Origin of the sequence: Terribacillus jepli (assembly GCF_047228925.1) — a bacterium.
In the GTDB taxonomy this organism is placed as follows: Bacteria; Bacillota; Bacilli; order Bacillales; family Amphibacillaceae; genus Terribacillus.
Window position 1 is genome coordinate 259290 of record NZ_JBFEGH010000001.1, and the last position, 22065, is coordinate 281354.

Sequence of the window (22065 nt, forward strand, 5' to 3'; positions counted from 1 at the left end):
ATGCGACTGCCTGTCTCGCTGTGTCTCCATTACAACTGCTAAGATTGCAAAGACAGCTTGTAATAATAGATGGCCAGATCGTTCTGTCCTGTTTCTGTATAATAAGCAGCCAATTCATTGGCGTAAGTCCGGACATTGTAATGGTCGCCCTTCTGCCGGAATAAATCGATACCCTCTATCCATACTGTTTCGAAATTAGCACGATCGACATACTTTTTGTGCAGCATGGCAAATTCCCACTTGAATATTTCATCCTTCTCATCGATGCTGAGCTGGAATCCTTCCTGATAGGCATCCATTGCCAAATCTTTCTGTCCTGTCTTCCAATAGGAATCAGCCAGTAGGAATAGCGTCTGCAAATAAGCATTGTATGTCCGGTACTTCCTTGCAGCTGTTAAATATGGAATAGCTGCTAATGGCGTTTGCTGGACAGAATACAGATAACCAATATTATGCTGAATCAACGCGGCCAGGTGACCTTCATGCTCAAAATCGGTATGTGATAAAGCATCATTTAGCGTATTTTCTGCTAAGGTGAATTCCTTTTGCTCGATAAAATTCAGCCCTCGCATCAATTCGCTGCGAGCAAGCAGATAGCGATAATCAGGATATCTCTCAAAGGTTTTCACTGCATATTCAGTGTGGAAAACAGCGAGGGATGTAATATCCAAATGATGATATGTCATTGCTTTGCGGAAGTGGAAATCTCCATGTTCCACTTCATCATCCATGGAAGAGAGATATTCCTCTGCTTTTTCAAAAGAGGCCAGTGCACACATATATTCTTTCTCCTCACACAAACACATTCCTTCTGCAAGGTGATAATAATAATGCAATGCTGGTACAAAGGCATGCTTATACTTGCCTGCTTCCCTATGGTATATTTTGCTTTTTTCCAAATCGGATACAAGCACATGAAACCTGCAGGAGAGTAGTAAATACACGATGTAGAGCGTATCCTCCTGTTTCAGTTCCTCGATTCGTCCTGATAATGCATGATACAAATCCGATGCTTCCTGCCGCTTCCCAAGCCTGATTGAACGAAACCAATCTTCCAAATCTGCCGTCAAATTCTGGTCTAAAACGAGCAAACTCCTGTCCATACGTGTCCCCTTTGTTATAGTCTTTCGTTATATTTTACCATTTTCGTCGAAATTTGTAGATAAAGTTGCAATGGTTGGTAATTTTTTTGAGTGGATCAGGGCTGTCGGCAAGCCGAGAGAGTACCATATTTTTATGAATGCACCATTGAAATTCCATAGTAAGTTGTAAGAGGCATAACCAGTAAAGGGTGTTGCGGGAAACCATGAAGAGGAAACTAGAGCATGGTCAAAGATTTATCTGTACCTATGATTCCGTTCATCGTGCCGAAAATCGGTTTACTTACAGGGTTACGTACGATCTTTGTTGGCTTTTTGGCCAACAACCGTTTTGTCCAACTCCGGATTTAAGGGATTCGAGTTGTATTCCAATTTTACAAGCGAAGGGCTGAAGATCTTGTTGAAGAGGTGCCAAAAAAGAGTTTTCACATTGTGGAGCCTCTTTTTTACTAAGCTTTCCCAGTTTATTGACAGATTTCTTACAGTTGCCGGGTTTCTGCCAGAATCGCCGCCTAACTGCTTACTTTCGATCTTGAATTTTTGATATAATGCGAGGTAATCAAAGTTAAATAAAAGTAAGGTGATAATCATAAAAAAGCTTAAAAATGCTCTATTCTTCCTGCTTGGGACTATTTTCTTGGGCTTTGGTATAGCGGGAATCGTTCTGCCTGTATTGCCTGGAGGTCCTTTTTTAATGGTTGCCACATTTTGTTACGCGAAAAGCTCCAAACGGATTGACGATTGGTTTAAAAGCACCACTTTCTATACAAAATATGTACTCGCAATCAAAGAAAAGAAGGGCATGACTCTCAAAGAAAAAATCCGCATCAACATAATCGCGGATGCTTTCATCCTGTTTTCGGTATTTTATATTGATATATGGCTTGTGAAAATATTGTTGATTGTACTTGGTCTGATTAAGCATTATTACTTCATAAAAAAGATAAAAACGATAAAACCGGAGCAAGCAAGCGACGGTATCAAAACTCGTGCATAGTTAAAAATCAAAGGAAAGACCGTTTTCTGAATGGGAAACGGTCTTTTTACGATATTTTATTTCCAACTGCAATCCACCGGCCATCAATATCTTCAAATACAAATTCCTTATTGCCATAATCGGTCATCATCAAAGGGCGCACAATGGTTATACCCGCATCCACAAGTTCCTGCTGCATCGCCGCCAGCTTCTCCGTGATGAAATATGCATCATAACCATAGCCATACTGCAAGCGATTCGGGAAAAATCTTTGAAGGGCGGATTGCGTCAGAACAAGCTCGATATTATCCCGATAGAGGCATATATGCGGTTCTGTGCTTTGGAGATAAGGTATAGCCTGAAAACCAATTTTCCCGTAAAAATGAGCCGTCATATGCAAATCAGGACAGGGGAATATCTGCAGTAAATGGGAAAAGGATGGTTTTGTCATAAAGACGCACCACTGACTTTAAATCCGATATGTAGGGTATTCATGTTCTTTCCTCCTTAATTCTATATACGCTCTTATCTGCGGTTTCTCCTTCTATTGACTCCCCTTGTCATCATCAGGCATATTTATGAACAAAAAGTGTATCGCAGCAATCTTTATTCGACAGGAAACGTATATACAGTATAAAGAGGGAAATAGGGGGATGTGGATGACAAAGGTTTTATTTGATCTTTGGTATCATTTGCATATTGAATCTGGAGCTTTTCACCGAATGGCATCGTATCATCTTTTTTATTTTGATACTTTCAGTGTATAAAAACAACATGTCTCATTCTATATTTTGAAAGATGCAATTTGTCAATTTGAGGTTGCAATGCTGTTAAATTGCGGTTTTTATGCAGGGATTTAAGATTTAAGCGTAATAATGAAAAACCAAGCCTGGGCAATCAATCTGTCCGGGCTTGGTTTGTTGATTTACCATAGCCTGTGATTATAGCAGCAGTAAAAAAGAATCGTCATGATAAAGCCAGTCAATGGATAATCCATTAAAATTTCCAATGTCAGCATACTTAATCCGGCGAGGATGAACAATAGCTTGCTAATCAAATTTCTCATATTTCCACGGTAACATTTCCGTTTAAATGGAAGTCAAGTGAGGATTTACATTTTACATTATGGTGTGCGAATTGCTGATCATTGTTACTAGCTTATATACATGTAGTTTATTTATATCGTACATTGCGATATAATTGCTAGGAGGGAGTGATGATTTGTCTATTCAACAATTAAATGAGCTATATATGAACATATACCATCAGCTTCGTTTTACCTATCAAGATAAACTGACCCACCAAGCTGTACGGATTCTCCAGACGATCAGGATGGAGGAAGAAGTGCATGTATCCAGGATTGCTGCGGCCTTGGGGGTTTCCCATAATACAGCATCGGAGCATGTGAAGCGTCTCATTCAGAAGGGATACATCCTAAAACAGCGGGATACAGCCGATGAACGAAAGGTCTATCTCCAGCTAACCGAGCGGGGCACGACGAGTGTAAAACAGCATACAGAATTGGATGAAGAGAAGCTGGGTATTGTGATGCAGTCACTTTCACAAGAGGATCAGGAGACAATTGTGGCTGGATTCCGCTTATTGGAGGAGCAGGCGAGAAAATGTTTTTCATCGTAAAGATTCTCGTCAGTGCCGTCATCATTGGGGGCGTTACCGAAGTTGCAAAAAGATACCCGACCTATGGAGGAATCATTGCAGCGCTTCCGCTTGTGAGCTTACTTAGTATATTGTGGCTTTTCATTCAAGGACAAACTGCACCACAATTATCCCGTTTTGTCTGGGGAGTCGTGACAGGTCTGCCAGCGACCATCGTAATGCTTGTCTGTTTGTATATAGCTTTACGGATGACCGGCCATTTGGCTTTTTCATTGCTGATAGGAGTGATTAGCTGGCTGGTGTTTTTGTTTGTACAACAGAAAGTAGTTGCTCTCCTTTCTGGATCCTGAAAAGAAGTCATCACACTGATTCTTTTCATTCTTCGTTTCTTGTAAGAAATAAATTAAAATCCAGTTAGAGATGTTGCCAAGTTTTGTTCCAGGGATTTGACAAATTCTATCAGAATCTTTAACCTGAAAAAGGTTTAACCAAGTTATGATATTCTGGTAGAATCGAGTGATAAGAATGAATGATTTAGGTAATTTGATAGAGAATTATGGATATATTGGAATCTTTATCATCTTAGTGCTCGGAATAGTAGGCTTACCTATCCCTGATGAAGTGCTTCTGACTTATGTTGGTTATAATATCTTTATCGGAAGAATGAGCTGGATTGGGGCAATATTGGCTGCTTTAGCTGGGGCTCTGATAGGTATATCAATCAGTTATTTGCTCGGGAAGAAGCTTGGACTGCCATTTCTTCGTCGTTTTGGTCCAAAAGTCCATATCACAGAAAATAAAATTGATTGGACGCAGTCGTACTTTGAAAAACACGGTGGTTTGTTATTGATGTTCGGTTATTTTTTGCCAGGAATTCGTCATATAACGGCATACATAGCGGGTATAGCGGATTTTCGGTTTGGCAAATTCGCCATTTTTGCTTATTTAGGAGCCATATTATGGGTTAACGTCTTTATTATGCTCGGAATCTTGTTGGGAGACAATTGGACTGTCATTGAGACAATATTGCATGATACCACCAAGATTGCTGTTATTGTGATATGTGTGGCAGCATTACTATTCTTCTATTTCAGATATCGGAAAAAGAAAACGGACTAAGAAAAATGTCCGATTCTATCTCCTACCTTAATTGATTGATTTAGAGAAATCCCTGAGAAAGATAGCTGTGTGAATAATAGAATAACAGTAGACCCGAAGGAGAAGAAACCCATTTCTTCTCCTTTCTCCAGCTTATCTGATTGATAAGTCACATGAATACTATTTACGTTTAAAGCGCCGACTTTGATAACAGCGCATTTATTTTTGTTGTGCGTATCGATTTCTGTAATCTTGCGGAAGTTGGTGGTCAGGGGACGCGTCCCATATTTTAATCCAAAGTTGTTAACTGGATATGATTTACCGCCTAATGTCCGGCTGTCTCTTATTTGTCCATTCACAGGACTGTGTATCCGATGGTAATGGTGTGGAGAAAGATAGACTACTATATAATTACCGTTATTATAGTTAGCAGCATGACTTTCCCCACCAAGCAGCTCTGCGATGGATAGCTGCTGGTTTTTGACAGAAACGGTCATCCCATCCCTAATTGAGCCGTAATCATTGATCAGGCCATCAACAGGACTGACGGCACTGGAGGGATGGTTGTCAATTGTACGAACACCGGGTTTTAATTGTCTAGTGAAGAGTGCTTGCAGGCTTTCATATGAAGCTGGCGGATAGCGCATATCCTCCTTATTCAACTTATAAACGGAAGTGAAAATAGGTATGAGGAATCGGCTGTACTTGGAGCTGGTAAAAGCAGCGATCCCCTTGGATATATATTTGTTTCCAGTTAACTCTACGAGTGATTTCAAGCATGGTTTTAACACGATAAGGTAACCCCTAACAATCTGAAATTTAATAGTCTAATTGGAACTGTAATATAAAATTATCAATTTGTAAAAGGTGTGAACAAGGATGAACATCAAAAAACATATACCAAATGGAATAACACTAGGAAACTTATATTGCGGCTTTTTGTCAATTGGATTGACAATAGGGGATTATTACAAAAGCGCAGCATTCCTGATTTTTTTTGGTATGATCCTAGATGGATTGGATGGGCGTATCGCCCGTATGCTCCATGTGAAAAGCGACATTGGTGAACAACTGGATTCACTAGCAGATCTAGTGACATTCGGTATTGCTCCAAGTATTCTCTTTTCATATACAAATAGAATTGATGGCAACTATTTCGATTTTGCATTAGCGGGACTGTTTCTGCTTTGCGGTGCATATCGTCTGGCACGATTTAACTCTGAATCAACAGAGGATAATTCTTATTTCATCGGGGTGCCGATCACTGCTGCGGGAGGCATACTAGCTTTAACGACTTTACTCTACTCGCACATTCCAGCGGCAGTTAATATCCTTATCATCAGTATACTCAGTTATATGATGGTAAGCCGTATCAGAGTTCCAAGTTTTAAGAATCTCTCTCTTCCAAACTATGGTACGTTAGTGACAGTTCTTATCGGTATCGGTGTGCTATTGATTGATATAAGTCCATATCTACCGCTGGCCATCTCCCTGTACCTTGTTACACCTATTTACTTTCTATATGTTTCTTATCGAGTCATTGTTTTGAGGACACGTCGTAAAGGATAAATGCTGCCTAGTCTAGCCTTCCCATTCCTTAGTTTAGGGCATTATTGGACGTTTCCTCCGGTTATGCTTATGGATTTGAGGGGATTTTACTCCATTGGCATTACTATAAATCGATAGCTTTAATCGATTTAATTTATTCACGACGTAGTAATATCTTCAACTTGGAGAAGCGAATATGCATAAGGATGGCGGTAGATTGAGGCCTTTCTTGAATAAACAATAATAATTTGACAGCCCAGAGTGCATATTTCATATTCTCTAATGAGCTGAGAGAATTATATGTAATCCAACAACTATATTTAACAATCTATTCTGTCAGGATAAATCTATCGCATAATAACCTGGCTGGTGTTTTTAGTGATACAACCGAAATTAGCCGCCCTCCTTTTTGATGCCTTCTTTTGCATTTCATCCTGCCAATCCTGCAACTCATCCCCATAAATTCCGCTTTCTATGATGTAAACGCTATCAATGACGACTTTATCTCGTATAGTGGAGGGGTAGATAACTTCTGCTTTGAGGGGGCGGAATGAAATGAATGCGATTACAATGGTGATCGGCTCGATTTGTATTTTGATGATTGTCTACCGCTTATATGGAACATTCATGGCGGTAAAAGTGCTCAAGCTGGATGATTCAAAAAAGACACCGGCGCATGAGCTGGAGGATGGCAAGGATTATGTGCCGACGAACAAATGGGTGTCATTTGGACACCATTTTGCGGCAATTGCGGCAGCGGGTCCGCTTGTCGGTCCGATTCTGGCGGCGCAGTTCGGCTACTTGCCTGGTTTGCTTTGGCTATTGATTGGTGCAGTTATCGGGGGAGCTGTCCATGATATGGTCGTCTTGTTCGCATCCATGCGGCAAAAAGGAGAGTCCGTAGCGGAAATCGCCAAACGGGAGCTTGGTCCGGTAGCGGGTTTCTGTACAGGACTTGCCATGCTATTCATCATCACGATTACGATGGCAGGCTTATCCTTGGTTGTATTGCATGCATTGGAAGAGAATCCGTGGGGGACATTCTCGGTTGGTATCACGATTCCGATTGCCATGGCTGTTGGCTTGTATCATCGTAAAACGGGTAATCTGAAGCTTGCTACCATAGTTGGTTTTGCGCTGATCATGGCAGGCGTATTCGTCGGACCGCTTATCGTCGATACGCCATTAGGGGACTTTTTGACATTAGATGTAAAGACATTATCCATTCTTTTACCGATTTACGCATTTTTTGCGGCAGCACTGCCGGTATGGCTATTGCTGGCACCGCGTGATTATTTGAGCAGCTTCCTGAAAATCGGGGTGTTCCTGGCTTTGATCCTTGGTGTATTCGTCGTGAATCCTGGAATTCAAATGCCTGCTTTCACAGAATTCGTCGGCGGGGGAGGACCGGTGATGAATGGTCCTGTATGGCCGTTCATTTCGATCACGATTGCATGCGGTGCGATTTCAGGTTTCCACGCATTTGTTGGTTCCGGTACGACACCGAAGATGATCAATCGCTGGAGCGACATCAAACCAGTTGGCTTTGGCGCGATGCTAGTAGAGTGTGTGGTCGGTATCATGGCCTTGATCGCAGCAACAGCTCTTCATCCAGGAGACTATTTTGCAATCAACTCCACGCCAGCTGTATTCCAGACGCTCAATATGAGTACGGTGAACCTGGCAAGTTTGAGTGAATCCATCGGACTTGACCTGGAAGGCAGGACTGGAGGAGCCGTTACATTGGCGGTGGGGATGACGTTTATCTTCACGTCGATCTCATGGTTCGACAATTTGGCATCGTTCTTCTTCCAATTTGTGATCATGTTCGAGGCATTGTTCATCCTGACAGCGATTGATTCCGGTACACGTGTCGCACGTTACTTGATTCAGGATTTCGGCAGCGTGTTCTACAAGCCGCTCAAACGCGTCGACTGGCTGCCAGGTAATATATTTGCCAGTGCGCTTGCTTGCTTCCTGTGGGGATACTTGCTGTTTTCCGGAGATATCAGCTCCGTCTGGGCACTGTTCGGTGTATCCAACCAACTGATGGCTTCCATCGGTTTGATCATCGGGGCAACCATCATCTTGAAAATTGCGGATAAGCGCCGTTATATGCTGACTTGCTTGATCCCGCTTGCATATTTATACGTAACGGTTAACTACGCTGGTTACTGGATGGTAACGAATGTGTACTTGAATGCAGATGCAGCAGGCTATAATGTATTGAATGGCGTTTTGTCGATCATCATGCTGATATTAGGGCTCGTCATCATGGTGACGGCTGTCCGCAATTGGATGCAGAATTGGAATCGTCCAAATGTAGCATTGAGAAGGGAATCTGTATAAAAGGGGGAAAGGCCGGCATATGGTGCCGGTCTTTTTGCGTACAAAAAATATTGATAATAACCTGTTGACACAGTAATTTTAAATGATATATAATTATCTCGAATTCGAGGTAAATATCTTCTAGCGTTTTCATATTTTTTTATCCCAATATCTCGAATTCGAAACAATTCTTTTGATGATATATCTCGAATTCGAGGTAATTGAGGAGATGAAGAAAATATGGCGCAATTCACCGATTTAATCAACCAGAGGAGATCTGCAAGTAACTTTCTTCCGGATCACCCAATTTCGAAAAATGAACTTGATGAAATTTTCAACTTAGTAAAGCTGGGGCCATCAGCCTTCAATCTGCAGCATACGAATTACGTAGTTGTACTGGACCAAGTTAAGAAACAGAAACTAAAAGACGCCGCAAATGGACAGTACAAGGTCGAAAGTTCCTCGGCAGTCATTCTTGTACTCGGCGATAAACAAGCCTTCCACCAAGCTGCCGACATATATAAAGGCTTGAATCTGTTAGGTGTCATCAATAAACAGGAATATGATCTGATGGTGAACGATACAGTCTCCTTCTATGAAAAACGCGGAGAAGTATTTCACCGGGACGAAGCAATCCGCAATGCTTCCCTGTCTGCCATGTTATTCATGCTGGCGGCCAAAGAAAAAGGGTGGGATACTTGTCCGATGATCGGCTTTGATGCCGAAAAAATAAAAGAAATATTGCATGTTCCTGAACAATATGAAGCCGTACTGATGATCACCATCGGCAAAGAGAAAACAGCAAGCAGAAAACCAAGAGGATATCGCAGGCCCGTCAGTGAATTTGTAAGTTATCAATAAAGAATTGGGGAGGGATTATAAATGACAAAACAAACGCAAGGCATTCATCATATAACCGCAATTGTAGGCCATCCTCAGGAAAATACCGATTTCTATGCTGGTGTACTGGGACTTCGCCTCGTGAAAAAGACAGTGAACTTCGATGATCCAGGAACATATCATCTTTACTTTGGCGATGAAAAAGGTAAACCAGGAACGATCATCACCTTCTTCCCGTGGCCGAATGCATATCAAGGTCGAATCGGCGACGGCCAAGTCGGGGTTACATCTTATGTCGTACCAAAAGGCGCACTGGCATTTTGGGAAAACAGACTGACAAAATTCGACATAGCTTATACAAAAACGGAACGCTTCGGCGAGACATATTTGCAGTTTGATGATGTGCATGGATTGCATCTGGAAATCGTGGAAAGAGAAGCAGGCGAAGCAAACACATGGACATTTGGCGGTGTGACGCCCGATGTTGCGATCAAAGGATTCGGCGGCGCCATCCTTTATTCCAGTAGACCTGGTGAAACAGGGCAGCTACTAGAGCAAATGGGTCTTGAGAAAGTCGGCGAAGAAGGCAGCTATATCCGTTATCAGGCAGCTGGTGACATCGGTAACATAATTGATATCAAACAGACAACGAGCGGCAGGAGTCAAATGGGTGTCGGAACTGTCCACCACATCGCATGGCGTGCAAGTGATGATCAAGACCAGTTTGATTGGAGTGAATATGTATCTAGCTTGGGTTATGGCGTGACGCCCGTCCAGGACCGCAACTATTTCAATGCCATCTATTTCCGGGAGCACGGCCAGATTCTTTTTGAGATTGCAACGGACCCACCGGGATTTGCGATTGATGAGTCGGGGGACACAATGGGTGAGAACTTGATGCTCCCGTTGCAGTATGAACAGCATAGGGAGAAAATTGAGAACCATGTGCTGCCATTTGAAGTGAGGGAACTGGATTAACTGCGCATATTTCCTGACGATCCTGATATCTCGAAATAGAGATGAATGACATAAGAATTACATGCAGAACTATTGAAGCAATCAATGGGGGTGGTTCTTATAAATTAATGAATAGAGGCTAACTATATAAGAGGAGTGTAAATTTACATGGGATTTTTGGATAAATTATTCGGAAAAACAAAGGAGAATGAAATGATGGAAAACGTTAAATTGGCAATAGTTTATTACAGCATGGGCGGCACGAACTATCAAATGGCAAAATGGGCAGCAGAAGCAGCAAAAGAAGCTGGTGCAGAAGTAAGAGTACTGCAAGTACAAGAGCTTGCGCCACAATCCGTCATTGATGCAAACCCAGCGTGGAAAGCGCAAGTAGAAGCAACAAAAGACGTACCAGTGGCAGCTTCTGAGGATTTGGAATGGGCAGATAGCATTATTTTCAGCGTACCGACGCGCTTTGGTAACATGCCATCCCAAATGAAACAATTCCTCGATATCCAAGGCGGTCTATGGGCAAATGGCAAAACAGTGAATAAAGTAGTCAGCGCCATGACATCCGCACAAAACCCGCACGGCGGACAGGAAGCAACACTGCTTTCCCTTTACACATCCATGATGCATTGGGGCGCAATCATCGCAACACCAGGCTATACAGATCCGGTTCTATTCGCAGCTGGAGGAAACCCTTACGGCACAAGCGTGACTGTCGGCCAAGACGGCAAGATGATCGAAGATGTGGAAGCTGCGGTGAAACATCAGGCAAAACGAACAGTTTCTGTTGCAGAATGGGTTAAAAAAGGGAACCAATAATGATAAAGAGGACACTTCGCGCTCAGGAGTGTCCTCTTATTTTAGTTTATGTCGACACCCATTTGTTGTCTTGCCTGGTCGAGTATCTCGATTGTAATGATGGAATTGTCCCATGTATTGATCGAAGACTGCTGTTTGTTCGTTTGGATGAGCTGGATGAATTCAGCTATTTCGTAGTACATCGGGTCGTATCCCTGCGGTTTGCTGATATCTTCTTTTGTTCCGTCAGGCCAATGTATTTCCGCTCCTTTGGGGCTGCTTATATGATGAACCACTATCGTACCTTTTTCGCCGATGATCTCAGTAGGCAGATAGGAATTTGTAATACACGAAAACATGACACTTGCTTTGACTTCTTCATATTCAAGCTGCATATGCCCTTGACCGTCGACACCCGACTCAAGGACGGTTCCGATCGCCTGAATGGATGTTGGTCTGCCGAACAGCGCAACCAAGGGGGCGATCGTGTACACGCCAAGATCCATTAAAGCGCCGCCGGATAATGCTGGATTGAATAGGTTTGGCAGTGACCCTTTCTTCAAATCATCGTAAAATGCAGAGTACCGGCAGCTTGAAGAAAAGTAAGATCGTACAGGGCCGATTTTATGCAGATGTTCTTTGACTGCCAGAAAGTTCGGCATAAATGTTGACTTCATGGCTTCCATGAGAACGACGCCTTCTTGTTCTGCTTTCTTGATCATGGATGATACTTCTGCACTGTTGGAGGCAAATGGCTTTTCGCAAAGCACATGTTTTCCGTTTTCCATAAACAAGATTGCTTGCTTTGCATGCAAAGCATTGGGCGTCGCGATATAGATGGCATCAATTCCATCATGCCTGGCCATCTCACTGATATCAGTAAATGATAAAGGAAGCTGATGCTTCTTGGTAAAAGCTTGTCCTTTTTCTTTCGAACGGGAGTAAACAGCTGTGACATTGAAATCGCCATGCTGTCTGCCAGCCGCAATGAATCTTTCGGTTATCCAATTTGTTCCGACAACACCAAAATTGATCAATCTGCGTCCACATCCTCTCTGGGGTGTATACAATTTATCTTATACGTTCATAGTACTCCATATCATCGTTAAATAGCAGAAGAAACAGGTTAAGTTCCGTTTTTTAATGATAATCTTGCTGCAGTAACGTTCCGCAGGGGAAGATTGATAGCAAGAGTTATAGTAAATTATAAAAATGGTTTATTCCGATTCAATAAACGTTTAAGTTTTTATGATTTGATCAAATCATAGAAGCATTTGCTGATTTCAAGGTTAGATAATGTAAAGCCTGCTTCCATAAAAGGATACAGGCTGTTTGTAGGGATTATTTATTCCATGCATTGAAAAAACGATGCTGCCAAGGTCGGTTTGCTTCTCTGCGGTATCATGATGATTTGCATATCCAACTAAGCTACTTATAACAATCGTACCGATCAGTACCAATGCAAAAATAACTTTCTTCATACAAATCCTCCTCTTTTACTTAAGAGTCAGCAGATGATATTTCATTGCAAGTTCGTATTCCTTCTTTTCCGTGTAATAGCGGGCTAACTCTTTTGAGAAAACCCTGACATTGTAAAAATCCTCTACATTGTGGAAATAATCTATTCCCTTCTGCCAGACGCTTTCAAAATTCAATCTGTCTTCATACTTTTTATGGAGCATTGCGAATTCCCATTTCTTCGTCATATTATCTTCTTCAATGCTGATTCGAAATCCTTCTTTATAGATTTCCATCGCTTTGGAAGGTTGATTGATTTTCCAATAACAATCAGCTAATAAGTATAGGATTTTCAATTTGATACGGTCTTGTTTTCCTTGTAAGGCGGCGTTGAGGTAGGGAATGGCTGCAGCAGGCAGATCACGCTCTGTATACAGCACACCGAGATTAAGGTTCGCAGAAGATATGAAGTTTTGATTATCGATTTTTTTAAAAGTTGCTAAAGCCTTCAGGAGAAATCCTTCAGCTAGTTCGTAGTTATGTTGATCCATATGGTTTGCACCCTGCAGCATCTCTGTGCGAGCCAGCAAAAATTCCAGACTATCAGAAGAGCTGAACTCTTTTGCAGCTCTTGCTGCGTGAAGAACGGATAGATTGGTAACATCAAGAAAATAGAAGGTCATAGCTTTCCGGAGGTGAAATTCACCTATCACTACTGGATCTTCCAGCTGCTCTATATAATTCTCGGCTTTCTCAAAGTAAAGTAGTGCACTTTGATAATCTCTTTTATCGTAGAAAAATATACCTTCTGCCAGGTGCAGGAAGTATCGATGGGTGTCATTGAAGTGAATATCGTATTCCTTGGCATTCTCAAGCGAGAGCATGCTATTCTCAGCGTCTCCCATTGTCAAAAAATGATGGCTTTCAAGCAGAAAATATGTGATAAGTGTCTCGTCATCAAACCCATTAATATGATTCTTAAGCTCTTTATGGATACGTGCGGCAGATTCTTTGTTATCAAATCGAATTCGAACAGCCCAATCATTCATTAGAGCTGCAATATTAAGGTGATTCGAGATGTTCCGTCCCATCAAGCAAAGCTCCTTTGAAAAAGTTAGTAGTAAAATAATTCTACCAGTTTTTGTCGGTTATTGGCGAAGTGGATTTTTTATGCTTATTTGAGTTTTCTATTTTTGTACTGTGTCCCGGCAAATTCTTCTGAAGGCTTAAAGGAAGAAAGGAACAAATAAGTCAAATTGCGGTTCGGGCATGGAAACAGTTTAACATCTTAAAGGAAAGACTTGCATACTTTATCCCATCAAATTATAATAGTCAATAAATTGATAATTATTTGAATATTAAATCGGCGATGAAGAGAATAAGTAAGATTCAGTCATTCTACACAGAGAGCTTCGGCAGCTGAAAAGAAGCGATTATGCGAATCTGAACAATGGTCTCGGAGTTCTGTGCTGAAAACACTATTTTAGTGCTAGTAGGTTCCGGCGAGGGTTGGTGCTCGTTATCCATACCACAGTATAAAAGGGGACCTATTCTTTTGTACTTGATGAGGCTGTCATGCGCAAGCATGCAGTAAAGTAAGGTGGCACCACGTGTTCATAACCACGTCCTTATCCAATTGGATAAGGACGTGGTTTTTTGTTTTATTCAACAGTAAACAAAAGGCAATCTGCATCAAATCAGTACTTGGTAAATAAGATTGTTACGGATGAGAACGGGGGAGTAAGCATGAGTGAATTTCTGGTTTTACAAACAGATTTCGGATTGGGTGACGGGGCTGTCAACGCGATGTATGGAGTGGCATTATCAGTGGATCCGTCAATGAGGATTTTAGACCTTACGCATGATATTCCGCCGTACAATATTTGGGAAGGCGCCTATCGTCTTTATCAAGTGATAGCGTATTGGCCAGCGGATACGGTATTTGTTTCTGTCGTTGATCCCGGCGTGGGGACTGAACGGAAGAGTATCGTCGTAAAAACCGAATCAAATCATTACATCGTGACACCTGATAATGGAACACTGACTCAAATAAAGAAGCATATTGGCATTAAAGAGGCAAGATTGATCGATGAAGATAGAAACCGTCTGCCAAAATCAGGTGAATCGTACACATTCCATGGCCGTGACATTTACGCCTTCACAGGTGCGCGGCTGGCTGCAGGCGTGATACCGTTCGAAGAAGTCGGACCAGTGATTGCTGTAAAGGAAATTATCGAACTGCCGGTAACGGAGGCAGTTATCTCCGAAGAAATTATTACGGGCACGATCGATATCCTTGATATTCGCTTTGGCAATCCATGGACGAATATCGATCGTGAGCTGTTTAAGCAATTAAATGCAGAATATGGGCAATCATTTGAAGTGAAGATTGAAAATGGCACAAGACAGGTATATAAAAACAATATGAACTTCGGCCGCTCTTTTGCAGACAGCCATTTGGGCGAACCGCTGCTTTACGTGAATTCACTGGATAAAATCGGTGTGGCCATGAATCAAGGCTCATTTGCACAAGCTTATCACGTGCAATCAGGTCCGAATTGGAAGATATGTATTCGGAAAGTTATCTTATAGAAGAACGACGGATTTTACAGTATCGTACAGGGGACTTTTTCTAAAGAAGATTGACAGACGCCTGCTTAATAAAACCAGGTACCCCTTATTTTGTTTTTCCTTTGAGTATAAACTGAAGAAGAATTAAAAAAATACCAAGTATCCCCGATATAAGTGGAAACAATAAAGAACCTGTACTAAAGTAGCCTTGCATTACATCTTCATCAAGCAACATTACTTCCTGCGGAAAAATCCTAGAGAACAAATCGATAAAAAAGAACATGACGATCGAAGCGGAAATGAAAATAGCACCAGAGATAAAGTACATTAGCCTAAGCCCCTTTAATTTATGTTAGAAATGTCTTCAATATATATTGGTTGAATGAACTGGAATTAGCTTGTACTCTCAGTGATGGAAGTGTAGGGAGCGGTTTGTCTGCAGGAAGGATAATTGGAACAACCCAAGAATTTCTCTTGTGTAGCTTTCTTAACTCTTATGATGAGTTTGCCCTCACATCTCGGACAAGGGGTTTCCTGTGTATGAAACTGCTGTAAAATGTCAGAAGCTCTGATTTCTGGATTGATTTTATTAACAAATGAAACGAGGTCATTGCGATCCAGGACTTGTACGTTACAAGCTGCCGCAAGTTTTAATGCGGAAGGATTGTAAGCACTCGTAGTGATAATCCAGCTTTCATCAGCCTGATAGTATGTCTTGGCAGCAAATATTTGCTGTACAGCATCCATACCAACAGTATTTTTTAGTTGATATCGCTTTGCTTGTATGACAATTTTTTCATTATCTTTTTTTAACACAAGATCCGCCCCAAAGACATGCGAAGCTTGTGTAACAATTGACTTGTAACCTAATTCGTTAAAGAGGGTCTTCAAATAATGCTCAAATTGAATCCCATCCATCTGATCGATTTCTTTCATTCCAGACTTTGATAAACGATCCCTATAAGTCAATCGTTTTATCACCTTAAAAAGAAATAACAGTAAATTTAAAAGGAATAATAGCATAACAATACAAAAACCATAAGCAAGTAACTGTATGATGACGGGATTATCAAGCAACAGCAACACCTCTTTACCGAATCTTTTAAATATATATTACCATAATGAAATGGGGGAAAATGTAAAATGTTTAAAATGAGTTTGGGGCGTAGAAATATAAATCAGAAGAAATAAATTAACCCGAGGGACAAAGATCTCTCGGTTTTTTTACGTTTATTAAAGATTCTCTTCCCCCCAGAACTTAAGATCATATCTGGAGGAGCCACAGTTGGTGTTGGCATGTTTGTTACCAGGGTGATGTTTGTATTTGAAACAAATAGTCATTGGACAATGCTTTAGAACACAGAACTTTGTACAGCGGCCATAATTAGCTACTTATTGATGTATGCGGAGCTTTTTATTGAACATTTAATAAAATCTTAATAGAAATAGCCTTTTAGAACACAAGCCAATTTTGTTACATTCTGTATGTAGGTACAGAGAAAAGAATTTTATAAGATGGTCACCGTGTTTGATATCAGCGTATTTCAAAATGATTAATAAGAAAGGCAGTTCATTAGGTATCTGAAGTTGGTGTATCTACTCAGCAGGATGGAGGACTTCACTCGCAATATCGGAAGCAGTCAAAAGGTAAGGAATGAGTCTGGGACTCATATGTTTTTTACAGATTCTTAATAAATTATTTAAGAAACAAATTGTTTGTGCAAAAACAGAAAAATAAAAAACTATACTACCAGGCTAGATTCTGAGATGTGGGGTGTATGATGGTCAGAGATGTGTTAGATATTTTAAGTCAATTTGTTTTTTACATAGGAATATTATTTTCCCTGATTTTTGTCTATAAAGTTGTGTACATCCTTATTGCGTTCAAAGCAAGAAGGGAAAAACATCCAGGAGGGAAGGAAGTTCCGCTTCGTAAATATGCTTTTTTAATTCCGGCTCGGAATGAAGAACTTGTCATTGGGCAGCTGATCAAAAGTATTAAAAACCAGAATTATCCGAAGGAATTGTTTGATATCTATGTGATAGCTGATAACTGTACAGATCACACAGCCCAATTTGCCAGGGAAGCTGGGGCGATCGTGGCAGAGCGCTTTAACCAGAAGCAGGTCGGGAAGGGGTACGCGCTGAACCACTTGCTGAACGTCATTGAGACGGATTATGCATCCAAGCATTATGATGGATATTTTGTATTTGATGCTGATAATCTTCTTGATGAGAATTATATGGCAGAAATGAACAAAACCTTTGATCAAGGCTATAAGGTCATTACAAGTTATCGGAATTCCAAAAACTATGATCAGAATTGGATCACCTCTGGATATGCACTCTGGTTTTTGTATGAAGCCGAGTTTCTTAACCGGCCAAGAATGTATCTCAACACGAGTTGCGTCATTTCAGGAACGGGATTCTTGGTTCATTCGGATGTCATTAAAGAAAATGGCGGCTGGGTGCACCATCTTCTTACCGAAGACATCGAATTTACCGTCTCTCGGATCATCAAGGGTGAAAAGATAGGATACTGCGGCCGTGCTGTATTCTATGATGAACAGCCGTCTACATTCAGTCAGTCCTGGAAGCAGCGATTACGCTGGGCAAAAGGATTTTATCAGGTGTTCATCAAATATGGGAAAGAGCTATTGCTAGGTATGATCCGCGGAAAAGGATATCGATTTTCCTGCTTCGATATGATGATGACGATCCTGCCGATAGTGATTGTATCCATGCTCAGCCTTATCGGAAATGGATTGATCCTTCTACTCGTTCCATTCGAAGGAAAAGGACTGCTCCAGACGTATCTGATAGGGGGATTGACCGGCATTTTGTGGGTTTATTGCCTCCTGCTCGGAATCGGCCTAATCACAACAATCATGGAGTGGAAAAAAATCCGCTGCCCAAACTGGAAAAAAATATTTTATCTCTTCACTTTCCCGCTTTTCCTATTTACGTATTTGCCAATATCCATCGTTGCGCTCTTCAAGAAAATTGAATGGAAGCCGATACCTCATACGGTTGTGAAATCGCTCGATGATCTGCGTTCAAGGTCATGATTAGCAAACACTTTACAGCCTTCACGTATGGAGGAGCGTGATTTTAACCAGACCTATAATGTGGGTCTGGTTTTTTATGATCAGATTATTATTTCTATAATTTTAAATCAAATGTTATTTTCAGTAAGGCGAATAAACGCAAGCCGAGCTGTTGTCGTCTCCCGTAGGATATGAATAAATTTAACCATATTAATCAAAGAAAAATGTTGACGCTTACATTTTTATCGCCTATACTGAAGTCAGTTAAATATAAACCATTAGACATGTGACTGGTAATGCAGGCAGGATCTAATTCGGCAAGATATTTCATTTGCCGTATTAGGTCCTTTTTTGTTTTCTTTCTACCCGTCGCATTCGAGGAAGAGAGGGTTAGGAATGGATTACAAACAGGTCGCAAGAGATGTTCTGCAGCATATCGGGGGCAAGGAAAATATCGCCCATCTAGGTCATTGCTCGACGCGTCTTCGCTTCTCGCTTGTCGATAACAAGAAGGTGGATATAAAGGCGCTAGAGAGTACACCAGGTGTAATCGCTGTCCGAATGACAGCACAATGCCAGGTTGTTATCGGGAATGATGTGGTTGAAGTTTACAAGGAGCTGCAGAAGCTTGTCGGAGATGTTGGCGGGGAAGAAGCTGCTGAACAGCCGAAAGAGAAGAAAAAAATCGGCGCTACGCTTCTTGATTTCATCGTCGGGGTATTCCAGCCGCTCGTACCAGCTATCGCCGGCGGCATCCTGAAGTCGCTGTTACTCTTGCTGGCTTTGTTCGGAATCTTGGAATCCGACAGTCAGACGTATCAGATATTGAACATGGTCGGAGATGCGCCATTGTACTTCCTGCCATTGCTCGTGGCTGTTACCACTGCTAATAAATTGAAGGTCAATCCGTTGGTTGCGTTATCAGCAGTCGGCGCCTTGATTTTGCCGAACATGACTGCTCTGCTGACAGAAGGTGCACAGCTGTTTTCGTTCGATCTGCAAAATATCGCGTATGCCTATCAAGTATTCCCGGCGATCCTGACTGTCCTTTTCTATGCACAGATGGAGAGGCTGTTCACGCGTTTTTCACCGAAACCGATTCGAATTTTCTTTGTACCGATGATGTCGCTTCTAATTACAGTGCCGATTGCATTGCTATTGCTCGGTCCTGCTGGTTACACATTCGGTCAAGGCTTCGCAGCAGTAATTCTTTGGGTCTTCAAGTATGTCGGCTGGTTAGCGGTCGCATTGCTTGCTTGTGTGCTACCGTTCATGGTTGCCATGGGTATGCATAAAGCTTTGCTGCCTTACGCACTGACAACTTTGAGCGGGACTGGACGTGAAGCATTGTACATGCCAGCTTCCTTGGCACATAACATTGCCGAAAGCGGCGCCTGCTTTGCCATCGCATTGCGCACGAAGGATAAACGACTCCGTACAACAGCTGTTTCCGCCGGCATCTCGGCGTTCTTTGGAATCACAGAGCCAGCACTCTATGGTGTCACATTACAAAACAAAAAGGTGCTTACGAGTGTTATGATTGGAGCATTCGTAGGCGGTACTTTCGTTGGTATTGTTGGTTTGCAAGCATTCGTTGTCGTCGGACCAGGTTTGGCAAGCATGAGTATGTTCCTATCCGAGGATCTGCCTCGTAACATACTGTATGCTGCAATAGGATTTGTCCTATCGTTCGTCGTTGCATTTGTCGCTGCGTTCATACTGGGCAAAGACAAAGAACAAGTGCAGCCAGAAGAAGAAAAGTTCGCGGAGAAAATCGGGAAAGGTGAAACATTCACCAGCCCAGTAGCAGGTAAAATGATACCGCTGTCACAAGTGGATGATGAAGTATTCTCGTCCAAAGCAATGGGGGAGGGCATCGCAGTGATCCCATCCAAAGGGGAGCTATATGCACCGGTGGACGGAGAAATCTCGATGATCTTTGAAACAAACCATGCGCTCGGCATGAAGACAGCAACAGGAGCGGAAATATTGTTCCACGTCGGACTCAACACGGTACAGCTTGGCGGGGAGCATTTTACGCCACGGGTCCAGGTTGGCGATCAAGTGAAAGCAGGCGATGTGCTGCTCACATTCGATCTCGAGAAAATCAAAGCAGCCGGCTTTGATCCAGTCACACTCGCAATCATTACGAATACCGACAAATATGATGTTCAAATCAACAAACAAGAAAACGTTACCCATCAGGACAAGCTGATGGTCATTACCCAACTAGGAGGCTGAATCAGATGACATTTTCAAAGGATTTCTTATGGGGCGGCGCCATTGCCGCCAATCAGGCAGAGGGTGCTTGGAATGTAGACGGCAGGGGTATGAGTGTTGCCGATGTAGCGAGCTACCGTTCCGATCTGAGTCTTGATGATTACGAAGGCCATGTAGCAATTTCCTCCGAGGTCGTCCAAAAAGCGATGGACGATCCGACCGATAAATATTATCCAAAACGCCGCGGCATCGATTTCTACCATCATTACAAGGAAGATCTGGCATTATTCGCTGAAATGGGCTTTAAAGCATTGCGTGTCTCCATCGCCTGGAGCCGCATATTCCCAACAGGAGAAGAACAAGAGCCAAACGAAAAAGGTCTCCAGTTCTATGATGATCTGTTCAAGGAAATGAAAAAGCACAACATTGAGCCGATTGTGACGCTGTCCCACTATGAAATGCCATTGGCACTCAGCGTAAAATACAACGGCTGGGTCGAGCGCAAAGTAATTGATGATTTTGTCCGCTTTTCTAATGTGTGTTTCCATCGCTATAAGGACTATGTGAAGTATTGGCTTACATTCAACGAAATTGACAGCATCAATCGTCACCCATTCACAACAGCCGGCATCATTCCGGACAAGTGTCCAAAAGGCAAGGAAGAAGAACAGGTATATCAAGCGCTGCATCATCAGTTTGTCGCTTCAGCCCTTGTCACAAAAGACTGTCATGAAATCATCCCTGGCAGCCAGGTCGGCTGTATGCTGACAAAGCTTACAACATATCCGAATACTTGTAAGCCGGAAGATGTGGAGATCACGTTGAAGAAGAATCTGCAAAACTACTTTTATGCGGATGTTCAGGTATTCGGGGAGTACCCGCGCCTGACACTGAAAAAGCTCGAGCGCAAAGGCATCCATATTCAAATGGAAGATGGTGACTTGGAGATCCTGAAGGAAAACACAGTCGACTATCTATCCTTCAGCTACTACATGTCCCTGACAGAGTCTATGGAAGATGGCTTGGAAAAAACAGCGGGTAACACAGTTAAGGGAGTCAAAAACCCTTATCTACCAGCTACTGACTGGGGCTGGCAGATCGACCCGATCGGGTTGAAGATCAGTTTGCTGGAGCTGTATGATCGCTACAGAATACCGCTTATCATCGTCGAAAATGGCATGGGAGCCAAAGACGAAGTCGAAAGCGATGGCAGTATCCATGATGATTACCGCGTTGACTACTTCCGCGAGCATTTCCGTCAAATGAAGGAAGCGGTCGAAGAGGGTGTTGAGCTATTCGGTTACACGAGCTGGGGTCCAATCGATATCATCAGTGCCGGCACATCCCAGATGTCGAAACGCTATGGCTTCATTTACGTCGATCAGGACGACGAAGGCAATGGCACACTGGAACGTAAACGCAAGGACTCCTTCTATTGGTATAAAAAAGTGATAGAAAGCAACGGGGAAGACCTCGACTGATAGATAATCCGCAGAGG

General features: G+C 42.2%; 21 protein-coding genes and 1 other annotated feature. Of the genes, 14 read left to right on the top strand and 7 right to left on the bottom strand.

Going from position 1 to position 22065, the window contains the following annotated elements:
- Positions 1-38 precede the first annotated feature (38 nt).
- The gene (locus AB1K91_RS01340) at positions 39-1103 is read right to left on the bottom strand and encodes a tetratricopeptide repeat protein (protein WP_413087531.1); all 1065 of its coding nucleotides are present in this window, start codon (positions 1101-1103) and stop codon (positions 39-41) included.
- Positions 1104-1325: 222 nt separating this feature from the next.
- Here AB1K91_RS01340 and AB1K91_RS01345 point away from each other — a divergent pair, with 222 nt between their 5' ends.
- Positions 1326-1451, top strand: a complete 126-nt coding sequence (locus tag AB1K91_RS01345; protein WP_413087532.1) for a hypothetical protein — start codon at positions 1326-1328, stop codon at positions 1449-1451.
- Between the two features lie 229 nt (positions 1452-1680).
- Positions 1681-2097 (top strand): YbaN family protein, encoded by a 417-nt coding sequence (locus tag AB1K91_RS01350; protein WP_413087533.1) that lies wholly within the window; start codon positions 1681-1683, stop codon positions 2095-2097.
- A 46-nt stretch (positions 2098-2143) separates the two neighbouring features.
- Here AB1K91_RS01350 and AB1K91_RS01355 read toward each other — a convergent pair whose 3' ends face one another.
- Positions 2144-2527, bottom strand: coding sequence for a VOC family protein (locus AB1K91_RS01355; RefSeq protein WP_413087534.1), 384 nt, complete (start codon positions 2525-2527; stop codon positions 2144-2146).
- A 770-nt stretch (positions 2528-3297) separates the two neighbouring features.
- Between AB1K91_RS01355 and AB1K91_RS01360 the strand changes: the two genes are divergently transcribed.
- The 3 genes from AB1K91_RS01360 (at position 3298) to AB1K91_RS01370 (ending at position 4812) form a co-directional block, all read left to right on the top strand.
- A complete protein-coding gene (locus AB1K91_RS01360) occupies positions 3298-3714 on the top strand; it encodes a MarR family winged helix-turn-helix transcriptional regulator (protein WP_413087535.1) in 417 nt (138 codons plus the stop codon).
- Entirely contained in the window at positions 3699-4043 is a 345-nt protein-coding gene (locus tag AB1K91_RS01365) for a DUF3147 family protein (protein WP_413087536.1), read from the top strand. The genes AB1K91_RS01360 and AB1K91_RS01365 overlap by 16 nt, the downstream gene beginning before the upstream one ends.
- 175 nt (positions 4044-4218) lie before the next feature.
- Complete coding sequence (locus AB1K91_RS01370; protein ID WP_413087537.1) at positions 4219-4812, top strand: DedA family protein; 594 nt, start codon at positions 4219-4221, stop codon at positions 4810-4812.
- On the opposite strand, the gene AB1K91_RS01375 is transcribed toward AB1K91_RS01370, so the two are convergent.
- A complete protein-coding gene (locus tag AB1K91_RS01375; RefSeq protein ID WP_413087538.1) occupies positions 4809-5582 on the bottom strand; it encodes a phosphatidylserine decarboxylase in 774 nt (257 codons plus the stop codon). The two genes, AB1K91_RS01370 and AB1K91_RS01375, sit on opposite strands and share 4 nt — an antisense overlap.
- A gap of 88 nt (positions 5583-5670) precedes the next feature.
- On the opposite strand from AB1K91_RS01375, the gene pssA reads away from it, so the two are divergent.
- The 5 genes from pssA to wrbA all read left to right on the top strand — a co-directional run bounded on the left by pssA (position 5671) and on the right by wrbA (position 11292).
- Entirely contained in the window at positions 5671-6360 is a 690-nt protein-coding gene (gene pssA, locus AB1K91_RS01380; protein WP_413087539.1) for a CDP-diacylglycerol--serine O-phosphatidyltransferase, read from the top strand.
- Positions 6361-6894: 534 nt separating this feature from the next.
- Positions 6895-8688 carry a carbon starvation protein CstA gene (gene cstA / locus AB1K91_RS01385; RefSeq protein WP_413087540.1) on the top strand — a complete coding sequence of 598 codons (1794 nt, stop codon included), beginning with the start codon at positions 6895-6897 and terminating at the stop codon, positions 8686-8688.
- Between the two features lie 219 nt (positions 8689-8907).
- Positions 8908-9528 carry a nitroreductase family protein gene (locus AB1K91_RS01390; RefSeq protein WP_413087541.1) on the top strand — a complete coding sequence of 207 codons (621 nt, stop codon included), beginning with the start codon at positions 8908-8910 and terminating at the stop codon, positions 9526-9528.
- Between the two features lie 21 nt (positions 9529-9549).
- Positions 9550-10485 (top strand): ring-cleaving dioxygenase, encoded by a 936-nt coding sequence (locus AB1K91_RS01395; protein ID WP_413087542.1) that lies wholly within the window; start codon positions 9550-9552, stop codon positions 10483-10485.
- A gap of 195 nt (positions 10486-10680) precedes the next feature.
- Entirely contained in the window at positions 10681-11292 is a 612-nt protein-coding gene (gene wrbA, locus AB1K91_RS01400) for an NAD(P)H:quinone oxidoreductase (RefSeq protein ID WP_413087782.1), read from the top strand.
- Between the two features lie 41 nt (positions 11293-11333).
- Here wrbA and AB1K91_RS01405 read toward each other — a convergent pair whose 3' ends face one another.
- The 3 genes from AB1K91_RS01405 to AB1K91_RS01415 form a co-directional block, all read right to left on the bottom strand.
- Positions 11334-12308, bottom strand: coding sequence for a Gfo/Idh/MocA family protein (locus AB1K91_RS01405; protein WP_413087543.1), 975 nt, complete (start codon positions 12306-12308; stop codon positions 11334-11336).
- A 252-nt stretch (positions 12309-12560) separates the two neighbouring features.
- Positions 12561-12752 (bottom strand): hypothetical protein, encoded by a 192-nt coding sequence (locus AB1K91_RS01410; RefSeq protein ID WP_413087544.1) that lies wholly within the window; start codon positions 12750-12752, stop codon positions 12561-12563.
- Between the two features lie 15 nt (positions 12753-12767).
- A complete protein-coding gene (locus AB1K91_RS01415) occupies positions 12768-13820 on the bottom strand; it encodes a tetratricopeptide repeat protein (protein WP_413087545.1) in 1053 nt (350 codons plus the stop codon).
- A gap of 269 nt (positions 13821-14089) precedes the next feature.
- Positions 14090-14362 (top strand) — a binding site (T-box leader).
- A gap of 113 nt (positions 14363-14475) precedes the next feature.
- Between AB1K91_RS01415 and AB1K91_RS01420 the strand changes: the two genes are divergently transcribed.
- A complete protein-coding gene (locus tag AB1K91_RS01420; RefSeq protein ID WP_413087546.1) occupies positions 14476-15321 on the top strand; it encodes an SAM hydrolase/SAM-dependent halogenase family protein in 846 nt (281 codons plus the stop codon).
- Positions 15322-15693: 372 nt separating this feature from the next.
- Here the strand turns inward: AB1K91_RS01420 and AB1K91_RS01425 are convergent, their stop codons facing one another.
- Positions 15694-16377, bottom strand: coding sequence for a restriction endonuclease (locus tag AB1K91_RS01425; protein WP_413087547.1), 684 nt, complete (start codon positions 16375-16377; stop codon positions 15694-15696).
- Positions 16378-17078: 701 nt separating this feature from the next.
- On the opposite strand from AB1K91_RS01425, the gene AB1K91_RS01430 reads away from it, so the two are divergent.
- From AB1K91_RS01430 to AB1K91_RS01440, 3 genes are all read left to right on the top strand, one after another.
- On the top strand, positions 17079-18368 hold the full coding sequence (locus AB1K91_RS01430) for a glycosyltransferase family 2 protein (RefSeq protein ID WP_413087548.1): 1290 nt from the start codon (positions 17079-17081) through the stop codon (positions 18366-18368).
- Between the two features lie 375 nt (positions 18369-18743).
- The gene (locus tag AB1K91_RS01435; protein WP_413087549.1) at positions 18744-20588 is read left to right on the top strand and encodes a beta-glucoside-specific PTS transporter subunit IIABC; all 1845 of its coding nucleotides are present in this window, start codon (positions 18744-18746) and stop codon (positions 20586-20588) included.
- Positions 20589-20593: 5 nt separating this feature from the next.
- The gene (locus AB1K91_RS01440; RefSeq protein WP_413087550.1) at positions 20594-22048 is read left to right on the top strand and encodes a glycoside hydrolase family 1 protein; all 1455 of its coding nucleotides are present in this window, start codon (positions 20594-20596) and stop codon (positions 22046-22048) included.
- The last annotated feature ends 17 nt before the right edge of the window (positions 22049-22065 follow it).